13 protein-coding genes are annotated in these 14,333 nt (G+C 72.0%); 1 reads left to right on the top strand and 12 read right to left on the bottom strand.

From position 1 onward, the window contains the following. Positions 1 to 75 precede the first annotated feature (75 nt). The 12 genes from ORG17_RS03820 to ORG17_RS03765 form a co-directional block, all read right to left on the bottom strand. Entirely contained in the window at positions 76 to 906 is an 831-nt protein-coding gene (locus ORG17_RS03820; protein WP_214526646.1) for a hypothetical protein, read from the bottom strand. Between the two features lie 151 nt (positions 907 to 1,057). Further along, positions 1,058 to 1,714, bottom strand: a complete 657-nt coding sequence (locus tag ORG17_RS03815) for a response regulator transcription factor (RefSeq protein WP_027464485.1) — start codon at positions 1,712 to 1,714, stop codon at positions 1,058 to 1,060. Beyond that, positions 1,711 to 2,994, bottom strand: a complete 1,284-nt coding sequence (locus ORG17_RS03810; RefSeq protein WP_214526645.1) for a sensor histidine kinase — start codon at positions 2,992 to 2,994, stop codon at positions 1,711 to 1,713. The genes ORG17_RS03815 and ORG17_RS03810 overlap by 4 nt, the downstream gene beginning before the upstream one ends. Positions 2,995 to 3,078: 84 nt before the next feature. Next, complete coding sequence (locus tag ORG17_RS03805; RefSeq protein ID WP_214526644.1) at positions 3,079 to 3,993, bottom strand: hypothetical protein; 915 nt, start codon at positions 3,991 to 3,993, stop codon at positions 3,079 to 3,081. 78 nt (positions 3,994 to 4,071) lie between these two features. Then, complete coding sequence (gene manD, locus ORG17_RS03800; RefSeq protein ID WP_250892244.1) at positions 4,072 to 5,424, bottom strand: D-mannonate dehydratase ManD; 1,353 nt, start codon at positions 5,422 to 5,424, stop codon at positions 4,072 to 4,074. Next, the gene (locus tag ORG17_RS03795; protein WP_214526643.1) at positions 5,421 to 6,704 is read right to left on the bottom strand and encodes a mannitol dehydrogenase family protein; all 1,284 of its coding nucleotides are present in this window, start codon (positions 6,702 to 6,704) and stop codon (positions 5,421 to 5,423) included. Before ORG17_RS03795 ends, manD begins: the two co-directional genes overlap by 4 nt. Continuing rightward, entirely contained in the window at positions 6,701 to 7,588 is an 888-nt protein-coding gene (locus ORG17_RS03790) for a sugar phosphate isomerase/epimerase family protein (RefSeq protein ID WP_176708282.1), read from the bottom strand. The genes ORG17_RS03795 and ORG17_RS03790 overlap by 4 nt, the downstream gene beginning before the upstream one ends. Continuing rightward, a complete protein-coding gene (locus tag ORG17_RS03785; protein WP_214526642.1) occupies positions 7,585 to 8,796 on the bottom strand; it encodes a Gfo/Idh/MocA family oxidoreductase in 1,212 nt (403 codons plus the stop codon). Before ORG17_RS03785 ends, ORG17_RS03790 begins: the two co-directional genes overlap by 4 nt. Continuing rightward, the gene (locus ORG17_RS03780) at positions 8,793 to 9,632 is read right to left on the bottom strand and encodes a sugar phosphate isomerase/epimerase family protein (protein WP_214526641.1); all 840 of its coding nucleotides are present in this window, start codon (positions 9,630 to 9,632) and stop codon (positions 8,793 to 8,795) included. Before ORG17_RS03780 ends, ORG17_RS03785 begins: the two co-directional genes overlap by 4 nt. A 73-nt stretch (positions 9,633 to 9,705) precedes the next feature. Then, on the bottom strand, positions 9,706 to 10,665 hold the full coding sequence (locus tag ORG17_RS03775) for a carbohydrate ABC transporter permease (RefSeq protein ID WP_027464480.1): 960 nt from the start codon (positions 10,663 to 10,665) through the stop codon (positions 9,706 to 9,708). Then, positions 10,662 to 11,684: a carbohydrate ABC transporter permease gene (locus tag ORG17_RS03770; protein ID WP_214526640.1), complete on the bottom strand. Its 1,023-nt coding sequence runs from the start codon at positions 11,682 to 11,684 to the stop codon at positions 10,662 to 10,664. The genes ORG17_RS03775 and ORG17_RS03770 overlap by 4 nt, the downstream gene beginning before the upstream one ends. Then, the gene (locus ORG17_RS03765) at positions 11,684 to 13,039 is read right to left on the bottom strand and encodes an ABC transporter substrate-binding protein (RefSeq protein WP_214526639.1); all 1,356 of its coding nucleotides are present in this window, start codon (positions 13,037 to 13,039) and stop codon (positions 11,684 to 11,686) included. The genes ORG17_RS03770 and ORG17_RS03765 overlap by 1 nt, the downstream gene beginning before the upstream one ends. Before the next feature lie 120 nt (positions 13,040 to 13,159). On the opposite strand from ORG17_RS03765, the gene ORG17_RS03760 reads away from it, so the two are divergent. After that, a complete protein-coding gene (locus ORG17_RS03760; protein WP_301565270.1) occupies positions 13,160 to 14,311 on the top strand; it encodes a LacI family DNA-binding transcriptional regulator in 1,152 nt (383 codons plus the stop codon). The last annotated feature ends 22 nt before the right edge of the window (positions 14,312 to 14,333 follow it).

Below are 14,333 nucleotides of genomic sequence, written 5' to 3'. Positions count from 1 at the left end.
CGGGCCTCCCGTCCGTCGTCCCCACGCGGCGGGCGCGGGGCGCTCCCCCCAGGACCGCTCCCCGCGACCGCCGCGTCAGTCGACGTCCGCCGGTGCCGCCGGGGCGAGCCGCGCGATCACCCGGTCGAGGCGGGCGTCCACCTGCGGCTGCCGCGTCGAACCCTTCCGGAGCGCGGCCGCGTCGGTCGCGGTGACGTGCAGCAGCCGTTCCCACTCCGCCGCGTACAGCGCGCTGCGGTAGCCGGATGACTCCTGGCACGCGACGTCCCGTTCGGCGACGGCGACCTCGGCCTTCCCCGGATCGTCCGAGAACAGGACGACCTGGTCGCCGTCACGGGCGCTGACGTGCATCGAGGGGGTCGGCATGCCCTCCGGACCCGCCGGCAGGTCCGGCACACCGGACCGCGCCATGCAGGTGCGCCACCCGGCCGCGGCCGTGCGGACCGGGTCGTCCTGGCGTGCGTCCAGCGCCGCCAGGTACGTCAGGCGCTGGGCCAGTTCGGACGCGGTCTGCTCGGTGCCGCGCAGCGTGGTGCCGAGGGTCTTCCGGGCTGCGTTCCAGCAACGGGCGGCCACGTCGTCCGGGAGCGCGGCGAACGCGGCCTGGCGGTCCGGGTCGTACCCCCACTGCCGCAGGCCCTCCTGGTTCGCACCGGCGGCGGACGGCCCGTGGTAACCGCGGGTCTCGGCGAGCGCCGCGGTGAGGGGCCGGGTGGTCGCGAGTGCGGGTGAGGGGTTCGCCCGAGCGGCGGTGTCGGCCGCGTCGTCGTCGGCCTGCAGCCCGGCCGCGGTCGCCCACGGAGCCGGGTCGTCGATGCCGGCCTTCCGCAGGCAGGGCTCGGCCACGAGGTCCTCGGCGTACGTGGTCTTCGACGAGGCCGGCGCGACGAAGGCGTCGAGCGGCATCGCCCACGCCGTGTGTCCTGTTCGACGGTGGGGGCGACCGCGACGTCGGCGCGTTCGGGCAACCCGTGGACGACGGCGGTGGCCAGTCCGGCGAGGACGACGACGGCGGTGCCGGTCTTCGCGACGCGGTTCGTGATCTGCATGGTTCCCCCTAGGCGCGGACGAGGCCGCGTTCGTGTGCGGTGATGACGACCTGGATCCGGTTCCGGAGTCCGAGCTTCGTCAGGACGGCGCGGACGTGGGTCTTCACGGTGGCGTCGCTCAGGAAGACCGACTCGGCGATCTCGGCGTTGCTGAGCCCCTTCGCGACGAGCAGGAAGACCTCGCGCTCGCGGGCCGTCAGCGCGTCGAGGACCTCGTCGCGTCGGTCGGTCACGGCCGGGGTGCCCTGCGCGCGCAGCAGGTCGAGTGCCTCGGCTTCGGTCGGTGCCGGTCGACCGGCGTGCACGTCGCGGATGGTCGCGGTGACGACGTCGGGCAGGGCGTCCTTCGTCAGGAACGCGGCGGCGCCGGCGCGGAGTGCGGCGAGCACGGCATCGTCGCGGCGGATGGTCGTGAGCGCGACGACCCGCGGGCGGTCCTGGGTCGAGGCGACGAGACGCGTCAGGGTCTCGATGCCGTTCATGACCGGCATCCGCAGGTCGAGCAGCAGCACGTCGGGGTGCTCGGCGGCGCAGAGCTCGAGGGCGGCGGCACCGTCACCGGCGGTCCCGACACAGGTCATGTCGTCCTGGGCGTCGACGAGCATCTGCATCCCGGTGGCGAACAGTCGCTGGTCGTCGACGACGGCGACGCGGACGGCGCTCATCGGACGTGCTCCGACAGGACGGTGTGGGTGTCGGTGTCGGTGTCGGTGTCGGTGTCGGTGTCGGTGTCGGCCGTCGCCGTGGTCGGCACGGCCGCGGTCGTCGGCAGCCACGCGGTGACGACCCACTCGTCCGGGGTGTCGCCGACACCGGCACGCAGCCAGCCGCCGGCCAGCCGGGCACGCTCCTGCATCCCGGCGACACCGGACCCCGCGCCGTCGAGCTCGACGAGGGGTTCGCTCCCCCGTGACGTCACGACGACGCCGAGCCCCGGGCCGCGCCAGTCGAGCGCTACCCGGGCCGTCGCTGTCCGCCCCTGGTGCTTCAGCACGTTCGTCAGGCTCTCCTGCACGATCCGGTGCACCGCGCTGGCGCTGCCCGCGGGCAGGACCCCGGCGCCGTGCTCCTCGAACGTCGCGGTCATCCCGAGCTCCCGCATGTCCTCCACCAGGTCGGGGACGTCGGCCAGCCCGTGACGGTCGGCGTCGTCGCTCGCCTGGATGCGTTCCACCAGGGCCCGGACGTCGCCCAGCGCCGAGCGGCTCACGTCGGCGATGTCCTGCAGCGCCCGGGCGGCGTGTTCGTCCCGCACGGCGATGGCCGCGGCACCCTGGGCCTGGGACACGACGACCGCCAGTGAGTGGGCGAGCGAGTCGTGCACGTCGCGAGCGATCCGTGCTCGCTCCTGCTCGGCCCGGAGCTCGGTCGTGGTCACCTCGGTGCGGCGTTGCGCCTCGACCACCCGGACCCGGGCGAGGCCGATCCGCCACGCGGCACCGATGGCCACGCCGACCGCCCAGGTGACACCGCTGACCCCGACGAACGCGAAGGTGATCGTGACGAGGTCGGACCGGGTCCCGCCGGAGGTCCCCACCCAGCTGCCCCAGACGTCCTGGTCGGCAGCGGTCGGGACGGCCATCGCCCAGGCGGCCGCCGCGCTCGCCAGCAGGAGCACGGGGACCGCCAGGTAGCGGAGCAGGTCGGACCGACCGGCGCCGACGACGCCGACGACGATCGCGATCGCCAGGTACTCCGGCCAGGTCGTGTCGGTCGGCCGGGTGAGCAGCCGGGCCGCCTGCAGGAGCGGGATGCCGACGACCAGTCCGAGCGCGGTCGCGGGCATCCACGCGGCGAGGCCGATGGCGACGGCGAAGGCCGACACCACGACGACGTGGTCGGCGAGCCCCGCGCGTCCGGCCTCGGCGACGATCCAGAGCACGAGGTACACGGCGCCGGCGGCGGGGGCCAGCAGGTGCCGGTACCGGCGGAGGAGGGAGGTCATGACGCGAGCGTATGGGCCGCGCCGGACGGGGACCGAGCCGTTCGGCCGCTTTTCATCCGAGGTGATGAGGTCCGACCGGACGGCTCAGCGGCCGACCTCCCGGCGGTGCTCCTGCGCGGCGCGGAGGACGTCGCGCGCCCGGTCGCTCGCCGCCTCGACCTCGTCGCGGGCTGCCTCGAGCCGGGTGATCTCGGCCTCGGCCTGCTCGAGGGCACGCTGGAGCTCCGCGCGGCGCTCCTCTGCCTGTTCGAGATCGGCCTCGGCGTCGTCGAGTGCTGCGTCGGCGTCGCGGGACTCCGTGCGCGCTGCGGTCTCGGCCTGGCGCGCGGCCTTCCGGTCGGCGGCCGGGTCGCGCTTCGGTTCGGGTTCGGGTTCGGGATCGGCGTCCGGTTCCGGAGCGTCGCGCTGCGCGGGCCTGGAGGCACGGCTCGCCTTCCGCGCACCCCTCGCCTGGGAGATGGGGATGGGTGGGGCATCGCTGCCGGACCAGGCATCGGGGACCGCGTCCGGATCCGCGAGCGCCCCGTCGAGGTCGACCGCGTCGAACCCCACGCTCTCGAGCGCCGTCACGAGCAGCCCCGACCGGACGGCCGCGCCGGCGTGCGGGTCCGCCATCGCCGCCTCGATCGTCGACCGGACCTGCTCGAGCACCGCCGGGGTGACGGGGTGTCCGGCGTCGGACGCCAGGTCCGCACCGGCCTGCGCGAGGGCGTCGACGACCTCGGCGCGCTGCCGACGGAGGGTCCGGATCGCGTCGGGGTCGGCGTCCGCCTGCGCCTTGCGGAGAGCCGGTCCGAGGTCGACGGCGTCGTCGAGGGCACCGTCGTGGGCGAGCAGGTCGATCACCCAGGCCGCCGGGGCGGGCTTCCGGAGCTGCCCGATCGCCGTGGCGAGGGCGCGGTCGTCCTTCCGCGCCGCGCGTTGTCGTGCGGTGCGCTCGGCGACGAAGTCCTGCGGCGCGACGAGCAGCAGCTCCCTGGCGACGTCGGCGAACTCCATGCCACCACTGTGCCTGCTCACACCGTGCCTGCTCAACACCGTGCCCGCTCGACACCGTGCCCGCCACGGCGCCGGGGACTACCAGTCGTGGACGGTGCCGTCGGCCAGGCGGTTGAACGGCAGGTACGCCTGCTCGTAGGGGTACTTGCCGGCTTCGTCGACGTCGAGACTGACCCCGAGGCCCGGCTCGTCACCCGGGTGCAGGTAGCCGTCGGTGAACGTGAAGGTCTGGTGGAACACCCGGTTGGTCTGCGGCCCGTGCTGCATGTACTCCTGGATGCCGAAGTTGTGGATCGCGAGCCCGAGGTGCATCTGCGCGGCGAGCCCCACCGGGGAGATGTCGGTCGGTCCGTGGAACCCGGACCTGACCTGGTACAGCGCCGCGTACTCCATCGTCTTCTTGAGCGGGGTGACGCCGCCCATGTGCGTGACGGCACCGCGGACGTAGTCGATGAGCTGGTCGCGGATGATGTCCTTGAAGTCCCAGATGGTGTTGAAGACCTCGCCGATCGCCAGCGGCGTCGTGGTGTGCTGCCGGACGAGCTTCAGGGCCTCCTGGTTCTCGGCGGGGGTGCAGTCCTCGAGCCAGAACAGGTCGTAGGGCTCGAGCGACTTGCCGAGCTTGGCGGCCTGCAGCGGGGTCATCCGGTGGTGGCCGTCGTGCAGCAGCGGCAGTTCGGGACCGAACTCGTTGCGGACGGCCTCGAACACGGTGGGCACGTGGCGCAGGTAGGCGCGGGTGTCCCAGTCCTCCATCGCCGGGTACGCACCGCGCTGGGCGGGCTCGAAGTCGTAGCGGACGCCGGCGTTGCCCTCGGTGGTCCTGTTCGACGCGATGCCGTAGATGGACTCGAGGCCGGGGACACCGGTCTGCACCCGGATCGAGCGGTAGCCCTCTTCCTGGTGTTCGCGGATGGAGTCGAACAGCTCGGGCAGCTCCTTGCCCGAGGCGTGGCCGTACGCCATGAGCCCGGTGCGCGATGCCCCGCCGAGCAGCTGGTACAGCGGCATCCCGGCGACCTTCGCCTTGATGTCCCAGAGGGCCATGTCGACGGCGGCGATCGCGGCCATGGTGACCGGACCACGGCGCCAGTACGACGACCGGTACAGGAACTGCCAGGCGTCCTCGATGCGGCTGGCGTCACGGCCGACGAGCAGCGGGACGACGTGCTCGGACAGGTAGGCGGAGACCGCGAGCTCACGGCCGTTCAGGGTGGCGTCGCCGAGTCCGGTGACGCCGTCGGCCGTGGTGAGCTTGAGCGTCACGAAGTTCCGGTTCGGGCTGGTCACGATGACCTCGGCCCGATCGATCAGCTGGCCGCGGTCCGCCGAGGCCCAGGTGTCCGGACGGCCGGCGGTGGTCTCGGCCGGCCCGCTGTCGGCGGCGCCGGGGACCGGGGCCGCGGGGTTCGTGGTGTTCGTGTCGGTCATGCGTGGACTCCTCCGTTGGAGCGTTCGCGGGCGCGTGCCGCGGCGGTGCGGATGCGGTCGGCCGCCGCCGTCACGACGGCGACCACGGGGGTGGTGTCGAGTTCGGGCGCGACGACGGCCAGGACGTCGTGCACGTCCGAGTCTGGCCCGGGGGCACCGGGGTCGTCCACCAGGTCGGACTGCTCGGTGACGTGCAGCCACCACGCGGCGAGGGCGGTGGCCGCTCCGGTGCCGATGCCGGCCGAGGGGTCGCGGGCGAGCCGGTGCCGCACGACGTCGACGACACGGACGGGCAGCTTCTGCGAGCCGCCGGACGCGATCTGCCGCAGCGTGTGCCGGATGCGCGGGTTGGCGAACCGCTCGACCAGGGCTGCGCGGGCGTCGGTGACCTCGGCCTCGGGCAGCGGGAGCTCGAGCGCGGCTTCGTCCCAGAGCTGCTCGACGGCGGTGCGGCAGACCGGGTCGTCCATCGCCTCGGCCACGGTGTCGTGGCCGAGCTGCAACCCCAGGTAGGCGAGGAGCGAGTGCGAGCCGTTCAGCAGCCAGAGCTTCCGCTGCTCGTACGGGGTGACGTCGTCGACGATCCGGACGCCGGCCGTCTGCCACGCGGGCCGGTCGATGCCCGCGAAGGCGTCCTCGAGCACCCACTCGGCGAACGGCTCGGTGACGACGGGGACCCGGTCTCCGGCGAGCGCACCCGGCAGTTCCGACAGGTGCGCGATGTCGGCGTCGGTGGTCGCGGGGGTGATCCGGTCGACCATCGAGCTCGGGAACGCGACGTTTGCCTCGATCCAGTCGCGCAGGTCGTCGTCGGTGACGGCGTCGAGCACGGCACCGCGGAGGACCGCCCCGTTGTGCGTCAGGTTGTCGAGACTGACCAGCGCGATGTGCCCGGAGCCGGCGGCACGGCGGGCGTCGAGCCCCGCGACCAACCGCGCCGTCACGTCGGAACCGGGCCGGTAGCCCTGCTCGGTGACCGTCAGCGTGACGATGGTCGTCTCGGGGGACGCGACCACGTGCCTCCAGGCCGTGTCGTCGCTGCCCGGGTGGGCGGCCACGATCGTGTCGACCACCTCGGCTCCGTCGCCGGACGCGGCTCGCGTGACCAGCGTGTACCGGCAGTCCTGCGCGGCCAACGCGTCCGCGGCCGCGGGCGAGCGGCCGGTGAAGGCGGTGATGCCCCACGGCTCCCCCGTGGTGTGGGCGGTGTACCAGGCGAGGTGGGCGCGAGCGAACGCACCCACCCCCACATGGACGATGCCCGGACGCCGGTCGGTCATGCCGACACCGGAACGAGGGAGCGGAGGTACGCCAGGTTGTCGGCGGTGCGGGTCTCGAGCGGGAGGTCGGTGGAGAAGTCCTCGATGGTGACCCACCCGTCGTACCCGACCTGGCGGAGCGCGTCGAGGTACTCGGACACCGACGCCTGGCCGGTGCGCAGGGGTGCCCACTCGTGCTGCCAGATCGAACTGCCGTCGGCCCGGGTGTCGCCGGTGTCGACCCAGCGGGCGTTCTTCACGTGGGCGTGTGCCAGGTACGGCCCGAGCAGTTCGAACGCGGCGAGGTGGTCCTCGTCACCCTCGATCACGAGGTTGCCGAGGTCGTGGATGACGCCGACGTGTGCGGGGTCGAGACCGTCGATCAGCCGCAGTGCGGCGGAGGCCGACGGTGTGATCGTCATGTGGTGCAGCTCGACCAACACCTTGACGCCGAGTTCGGCCGCGCGGTCCGCCGCCCACTCGAGGTCGGTGCGGGTGCGGTCGAAGAGCTCGGGGTAGGTCTCGCCGGTGCGTTCCTTCTCGGCCCGGTAGTTCGGCATCGTGACGCGGACCTGCCGGGCACCCAGTTCGCTGGTCACGCGCAGCATCGTCTCGACGCCGTCGTGGTCTGCGGCCGGCTGGTAGCCGCCGATGCCCGAGTACTCGAGCCCGGCGGCGTCGGTGACCCGGGCGATCTCGCCGACCCGGTCGCGGATGCCGGTGTACTGCCACGTCGAGTTGTTGCCCGCCCAGAACGACCGCTCGGCGGGGACCTCGGCACCGTCGGCCGGGCGGTCGTCGACGATGCGCCACTCGATGCCGTCCCAGCCCTGTGCGGCCAGGGTCTCGGCGGCTTCGGACGGGGTCCAGTCGGGGGTGGAGGCGGTGAACACGGAGAACTTCATCGGGTGGCTCCTTCGGTCGCGCTGGTGGTGGCGGGCGTGCCGACGACCGGCACCACGTCGTCGTACTTCCCGTCGATCACGTCGTCGATGCGCACGGGGTGCCCGAGCGTCGCACTGACGTAGAGCCCGCGGACGGTGGCGAGCGACACGAGGGCCGCGTCGACGGTGACACCCGGTTCGCGTCCCTGCCGGATCGCGTCGACGATGTCCGTGTACTGCCGAGCGTGGCCCGCGGCGAAGTGGTCGGGTTCAGCCGGGCCGCCGACGACGTGCTCGGGCGGGACGATCTGGTCCTTCTGGTCGACCGCGCCGGCGACCGCGGTGGCGTTCGACGTGGTGGACGCGGACTCGAGCGTGGCGGTGTCCGGGGCGATGTGGAAGTACGCGAGCCGGTCGTCGTCGACGATGGCGGAACCGTGCGTGCCGTACACGGCGTACCGGGCGGAGAGCCCCGGGTACGCCGCGGTCGTGCAGTGGACGACCCCGAGCGCCCCGCCGTCGAACCGGACGGTGGCGACGGCGGTGTCCTCGACCTCGATGCGGTCGTGGGCGAGGAGCCCCGTCTGGGCCGAGATCTCGACCGGACGACCGAGCGCCCAGACGAGCAGGTCGACGGTGTGCACGCCCTGGTTCATCACCGCGCCGCCGCCGTCGAGCGCCCAGGTGCCGCGCCAGTCACCGGAGTCGTAGTACCCCTGCGACCGGTACCACGCGACGCTCGCGAGCCCCGAGGTCACGGTGCCGAACCCGCCGTCGTGCGCGGCCCGGGCGACGGCTGCCGACGCCGGGTCGAAGCGGTGCTGGCTGATGACGCTGGTGACGAGTCCGCGGTCACGAGCGGCTGCGGCGAGCGCCGCGATCTGCCGTGCCCGGGGCATCGTGGTGTCGAGCGGCTTCTCGATGACGACGTGCTTGCCGGCGGCCAGGGCGGCCTCGGCGAGCTGCACGTGCATGCCGGACGGCGAGCAGATCGCGACGACGTCGATGTCGGTCTGTTCGATCGCTTCCTCGATGGTGGAGGTCGTGATCGGGCGGGCGGCCCCCAGCTCCTGTACCGCGTCCGCCGCGCTCGTGGCGGCTTCGGGCACGGCGTCGACGAGGGCGACGACCTGCAGGTCGGGGTGGTGCACCGCGACGGTGGCGTGGTGGCGTCCGATGACACCGGCGCCGACGACGGCCAGGCGGAGCGGGTTGGTGGGTTCGGTCATCGCAGGGTGACTCCGATCTGGTCGGTGAGGGTGCGGAAGGCCCGGCCGGCACGGCCGAAGGCCGCGGGGCCGGAGAACCCGCCGAGGGAGGTGAAGTCGCTGAGGTGCGGCTCGAGCGAGGCGTACCCGGAGTAGCCGGCGTCGCGGAGCGCGGTGAGGGTCTCGACGAGTTCGCCGTCGCCCTCGCCCGCTGGCACCACCGACGAGTCGGCGGCGAGGGCGTCCTTGACCTGCAGGTAGTCGACGTACGGGGCGAGCTGCTCCCAGCCGTCGGTGAAGGGCCGGACGCCGCACTGCACGTAGTTCGCGTTGTCCCAGGCCAGGCGGAGCGCGGACGAACCGACGCTCTCGACGACGTCGAGCACGCGCGCGGGGACATCGCCGTAGATGTCCTTCTCGTTCTCGTGCAGCAGGGTCACGCCTTCGCGCTCGGCGAGGTCGGCCAGCGCCCGCATCCGGACGAGGACGTCGTCGCGGACGTCGTCGGGCGTGCGGCCCTCGAACCAGAACGAGAAGACCCGGATGTTCGTCGTGCCGAGGGCGTGCGCGGCACGGATCGCACGGGCGAGCCGTGACACCTCGTGCTCGACGGGTTCGTCGACGGGCACCTTGCCGATCGGCGAGGCGATCGCGGACACGGTCTGCCCGCGCTCGTCGAGCAGCCGGTGGAGGCCGGCGAGCTGGTCCTCGTCGAGGTCGACGACGTTGACGCCCCAGGCGCTGCGGACCTCGATGGCGCTCGCGCCGAGCGCCTGGAGGACCGCGACCTGGACGACCGGGTCGGCGTCGATCTCGTCGCCGAAACCGGAGAGTTCCCAACTGGGCTGGTCGGTCATGGTGTCCTTTCGTTCGGACGGGAGGCGCGTGGCGGGGCCGCCACGGGCCTCCAGTCCGGTTCTGGGTTGCGGCCTACTTGACGGAGCCGGCGGTGAGCCCGCCGACCAGGTAGCGCTGGAAGATCAGGTACAGGGCGACGACGGGGACCGCGCAGACGATCGAGGCGGCCATCATCTGGCCGTAGATCGGGACCGCGCCGCCCTCTTGGGTGGTGCCGAGCACCTGCAGGACCACGGCGACCGTCCGGGTGTTCGGGGTCGTCATGATCGTGGAGAACAGGACGTCGTTCCAGCCGAGCAGGAAGGCGAAGATCGCGGACACGACGATGCCCGGCCACGACAGCGGGAGCACGATCTTCGTCAGGATCTTCGTCGAGCTGGCACCGTCGATGCGCGCCGCTTCCTCGAGTTCCTTCGGCAGGCCGCGCAGGTAGGTGACCATCACCCACGTCGAGAACGGCAGGGCGAAGGTCAGGTAGGTGACGAACAGGCCCCAGCGGGTGCCGATGATCTGCACGCCGGTGGCGCTGGCGATGTTCGAGAACACCACGAAGACCGGCAGGAGCAGGAGCGTGCCCGGGATCGACTGCAGGGCGAGGAGCCCACGCAGGATGGTCAGCCGCCCGAGGAACCGGAACCGGACGAGCACGTAGGCCGTGGACACGGCGAGCGCGGCACTCGCGACGGCGACGGCACCGGCGGTGAGCATCGAGTTCACCAGTCCCTCGCCGAGGGCGACGGTGGACCAGATCTCGACGTAGTTCGACAGCGTGAACTCCGACGGGAAGTACTCGCCACGGGCGACGGCGACGTCGGAGTTGACCGAGCCGAACAGGATGTAGAGCACGGGGACGGCGATGAACGCGATGATCACCGCGATGACGGTGACGAGCAGCCAGCGCGGCAGCAGCCGGGTGACGTCGGTGTCGTACGGGCGCTTGTTCCGTCGCCCGCCGTTGCCGGTCGTGATGCTCTCGGTGAGCGTCGCGGTGGGGCGGGTGCGGGTGCTGAAGGACGTGCTCGGGGTGGTCATGCGCGTGCTCCGTCGATGTCGGCGGCGGTCGGGGCGGCGGCGAGCGTGGCGCGGTCGGCGCGACGCTGCTTCCGGTTGGGGCCGGCGTCGTCGCCGGTGTCGAGCTTGACCGCCCGCAGGTAGACGAACAGCGGGATCGCGACGATCACGAGCGAGCAGATCGCCATCGCCGCGGACAGGCCGAAGCGGAACGACTGGAAGCTCGCGATGTACGTCAGGACGGGCATCACCTCGACGCTGGACGGCAGCGGGATGCCGAACAGCACGAACGGCAGCGTGAAGTTGTTGATGTTGTGCAGGATCGAGATGATCACCGCGAGGCTGAGGGGTCCGCGCAGGTACGGGAAGATGATGTACCGCAGCTTCGCCCACCAGGTCACCCCGTCGAGCGCGGCGGCCTCGTGCACCTCGTTGTCCACGGCCTGCAGCCCGGCCAGGGACAGCAGGTAGACGAAGGGCCAGCTCGTCCAGATCATCACCCCGGCGAGCGCCCAGTACGACGCCGAGCCGTTCAGCCACAGCACGTCGGTGTGCAGGATCGAGTTCACGACGCCCTGCGGCTGGAGCATCGTGCGGAAGAACGTGCCGACGACGAACGCGGGGAGCACGTACGGGATCAGGTAGATCGAGCGGACGAGCCCGCGACCGGGGAACCGGTTCTGGGTCGAGATCGCGGCGGCGACCCCGATCGGCACGGTCACGGCCGTGACGAGCACCGACAGCGACACCGAGATCCAGATGGAGTGCAGCAGCGGCGAGTTCGTGAACGCCTCGGTGAAGTTGGCGAACCCGACGAACGGGGCGCTGAACCACTGGCGGAGCGTGTACTGGTCGAGGTCGAGCATCGCGATCCAGAAGCCCACCAGGAGCGGCACCACGATGACGGCGAGCATGAGGACGCCGCCGGGCAGGAGCATCCACAGTGGACGCTCCCGTTTGTAGAGGGGCGTCTTGCCGGCGGGGCGGACCGGCCGGGGCGGCGGCGCGTCGGTGCGGGGCCTGGTCTGCGTGCTGGTCATCACAGACCTCCGTTCTTCTGACGGTCGAGGGTGGCCTGGGCGTCCTTCTGGGCGTCCTGCAGTCGCTTGCGGAGCTGGTCGTCGGTGACCTCGCCGGACTTCAGCGACGGGATCGACTGCACGACCACGTCGACCAGGGCGAGCTGGATGTCGGACCAGGCACCGGTGAACGCGGTCGGCTTGGACAGGCGGCCGGCGTCGATGATCGGCTTGAGCTGCGGGTTGTCGGCCGCCAGGTCGGCGGCGGCGGACGCGTTGGTCGGCAGGTTGCCGAACAGGTCGTAGTACTCGAGCTGGGCCTTCGGCGCGCTGAGCTGCTTGACGAACGCGAACGACAGCTCCTGCTTGGTGCCGTAGTCGGCGACGACCCAGTTGTCGCCGGACAGGATGCTGGCGGCCTCGATGCCGTCGGACGGACGTTCCGTCGCACCCGGCGGGACGGTCGGCAGCAGCGCGAACTCGTACTTGCCGTCGACCTCGGTGTCCTGGAACGAGTTGATGGCGGTGGTGGTCGTCATCGGGAAGAACGCCGCCTTGCCCTCGGTGAACTGCGCGAGGGCCTGGGCGTTGTTCCAGCCGATCGCGGCCGGGTCGACGACACCGTCCTTCGTCACCCAGTCGAAGTAGGTGCGGTAGGCGTTCTCGACGGCCTCGCTGTCGATCTCGGCCTTCGAGCCGTCGACGATCGTGTTGCCGGCGTTCTGGGCCATCCCCCACACGAACTTCCAGGGGTCGAAGCCGTCGGCGTAGGCGATCGCCATGCCGTGGCGTCCGTCACCCGTGGTGGCCTTCGCGTCGGCGGTCAGCTCGTCCCACGTCGTGGGCATGTCGGTGATGCCGGCCTTCGCGAGCAGGTCCTTGTTCACCGCCATCACGAACGGACGGCTGGCGAACGGGATCCCGATCTGCTTCGACGCACTCGGACCGGAGATGCCGAACGACGCGGGGTCGAACTGGTCCTTGCCGCCGATCGCGTCCCACTCCTTCGGGCCCATCTCGACGAAGGCACCGGTGGCGTACGCGGTCGGGGTGAAGGTGGTGCCGATCGCGTAGACGTCGGGGCCCTGCCCGGAGATGACGCTCGTCTGGATCGCGGTCAACTCCTCCTGCGCGGACGAGTAGGTCTCCCACTGGATGTCGGCACCGGTCGTGCGCTTGAACTCGGCGGCGGTCTCCCGCTGCCACTGCTTGCGTTCCTTGGGGTAGGTGGTGTCCGCGCCCATCATCACGCGGAGGGTGTTCGGGTCGTCGCCGCTGCCGTTCACCACGGCACATCCCTGCAGGGACAGTGCGGCGAGGGCGACCACGGCGACGGCACCGACGAGGGTGCGGACTTGCAGTCTTCGCGTCTTCACGGGGGTTTCCTCCTCGAGACCTCCTCCGAGCGGCGCTGCTCGGTGGCACCACTGTTCCGCCGATGGCAACATGCGGCAACCGGTTGCCACTTGTTGCCAGACGCGAATACGTTCGGCCTCGTGAAGGACCTCTCGACGGACGGCGGCGGGCGCACGGGCGGTGCCGTCGGCGCCGCTGTTGGCGCCGCCGCTGGCGCGGGCACCGCCGCTGGGGCCGCGCGTCGCGTCACCATCCGCGACATCGCCGACGCCACCGGGGTCGCCGCGTCCACCGTCTCCCGCGCCCTGTCCCTGCCCGACCGGGTCAACCCCGTCACACAGGAGCGCATCCAGCGTGCAGCCCGCGAGCTCGGCTACGTCGCCAACTCGCAGGCCCGGGCGCTGACCTCGGGCCGCACCCGCGCCGTCGCCGTGCTCGTGTCCGACATCACGAACCCGTTCTACTTCGACGTCATCCGGGGCACCCAGCACCAGCTCGCCGGCGCCGGCTGGACGCAGCTGCTCGTCGACACCGAGGAGTCCGCCGACGCCGAGATGGCCGCACTCACCGCCGTGGGGGCGAAGGCCGACGGGGTCGTGCTCACGGCGTCACGACTGTCCGACGCGCAGATCGCACGGTTCGCCGAACGGATCCCCCTGGTCGTCGTGAACCGCCGACCCACCGGCGTGCCCTCGGTGCTCATCGACACCCCCGGCGGGGTGGAGCAGGCGGTGCAGCACCTGGTGTCACTGGGACACCGGGAGATCCTGTACGTCGCCGGGCCGGACAGCTCGTGGTCGAACGAGCGTCGGTGGCGCGCCCTCGTGCAGGTCGCCAAGCGCCTGGGGATCCGCGTCGCCCGGGTCGGGCCGCACGCACCCTTCGTCGACTCCGGCGCGGCGGCCGCCGACGCCGCCGTGCACGCCGGTGCGACCGCGTGCATCGCCTTCAACGACCTGATCGCCATCGGGATGCTCGCCCGACTGCGGGAGCGCGGGGTCCGCGTCCCCGAGGACATGAGCATCGTGGGCTGCGACGACATCTTCGGCGCCGACTTCTGCAACCCGCCGCTCACCACGATGACCTCGCCGATCGAACGTGCCGGCCGGGTCGCGATCCGGATGCTGCTCGGACGGCTCGGCGCGCTGCCCGCCGACGAACTGCCCGGGGAGCACATGTCCGGTGCCGTCGCCCTGCCCACACACCTGACCGTGCGCGAGTCGACCGGACCGGCACCCCGTGCCGGCACCGGCACCGGCACCGGCACCGGCACCGGCACCGGCACCGACTGATCCCGCACGAGCAGCCCCCGCA

It is taken from the genome of Curtobacterium flaccumfaciens pv. betae (assembly GCF_026241855.1).
Lineage (GTDB): Bacteria > Actinomycetota > Actinomycetes > Actinomycetales > Microbacteriaceae > Curtobacterium > Curtobacterium flaccumfaciens.
The sequence above is the reverse complement of the archived record's forward strand: the minus strand, read 5'-3'. Positions and strand labels throughout refer to the sequence as shown.

Excerpts from the sequence above, each read along its gene's own strand:
- ORG17_RS03820 (WP_214526646.1), bottom strand. The coding sequence starts at position 906 with ATGCCGCTCGACGCCTTCGTCGCGCCGGCCTCGTCGAAGACCACGTAC.
- ORG17_RS03815 (WP_027464485.1), bottom strand. The coding sequence starts at position 1,714 with ATGAGCGCCGTCCGCGTCGCCGTCGTCGACGACCAGCGACTGTTCGCC.
- ORG17_RS03810 (WP_214526645.1), bottom strand. The coding sequence starts at position 2,994 with ATGACCTCCCTCCTCCGCCGGTACCGGCACCTGCTGGCCCCCGCCGCC.
- ORG17_RS03805 (WP_214526644.1), bottom strand. The coding sequence starts at position 3,993 with ATGGAGTTCGCCGACGTCGCCAGGGAGCTGCTGCTCGTCGCGCCGCAG.
- manD (WP_250892244.1), bottom strand. The coding sequence starts at position 5,424 with ATGACCGACACGAACACCACGAACCCCGCGGCCCCGGTCCCCGGCGCC.
- ORG17_RS03795 (WP_214526643.1), bottom strand. The coding sequence starts at position 6,704 with ATGACCGACCGGCGTCCGGGCATCGTCCATGTGGGGGTGGGTGCGTTC.
- ORG17_RS03790 (WP_176708282.1), bottom strand. The coding sequence starts at position 7,588 with ATGAAGTTCTCCGTGTTCACCGCCTCCACCCCCGACTGGACCCCGTCC.
- ORG17_RS03785 (WP_214526642.1), bottom strand. The coding sequence starts at position 8,796 with ATGACCGAACCCACCAACCCGCTCCGCCTGGCCGTCGTCGGCGCCGGT.
- ORG17_RS03780 (WP_214526641.1), bottom strand. The coding sequence starts at position 9,632 with ATGACCGACCAGCCCAGTTGGGAACTCTCCGGTTTCGGCGACGAGATC.
- ORG17_RS03775 (WP_027464480.1), bottom strand. The coding sequence starts at position 10,665 with ATGACCACCCCGAGCACGTCCTTCAGCACCCGCACCCGCCCCACCGCG.
- ORG17_RS03770 (WP_214526640.1), bottom strand. The coding sequence starts at position 11,684 with ATGACCAGCACGCAGACCAGGCCCCGCACCGACGCGCCGCCGCCCCGG.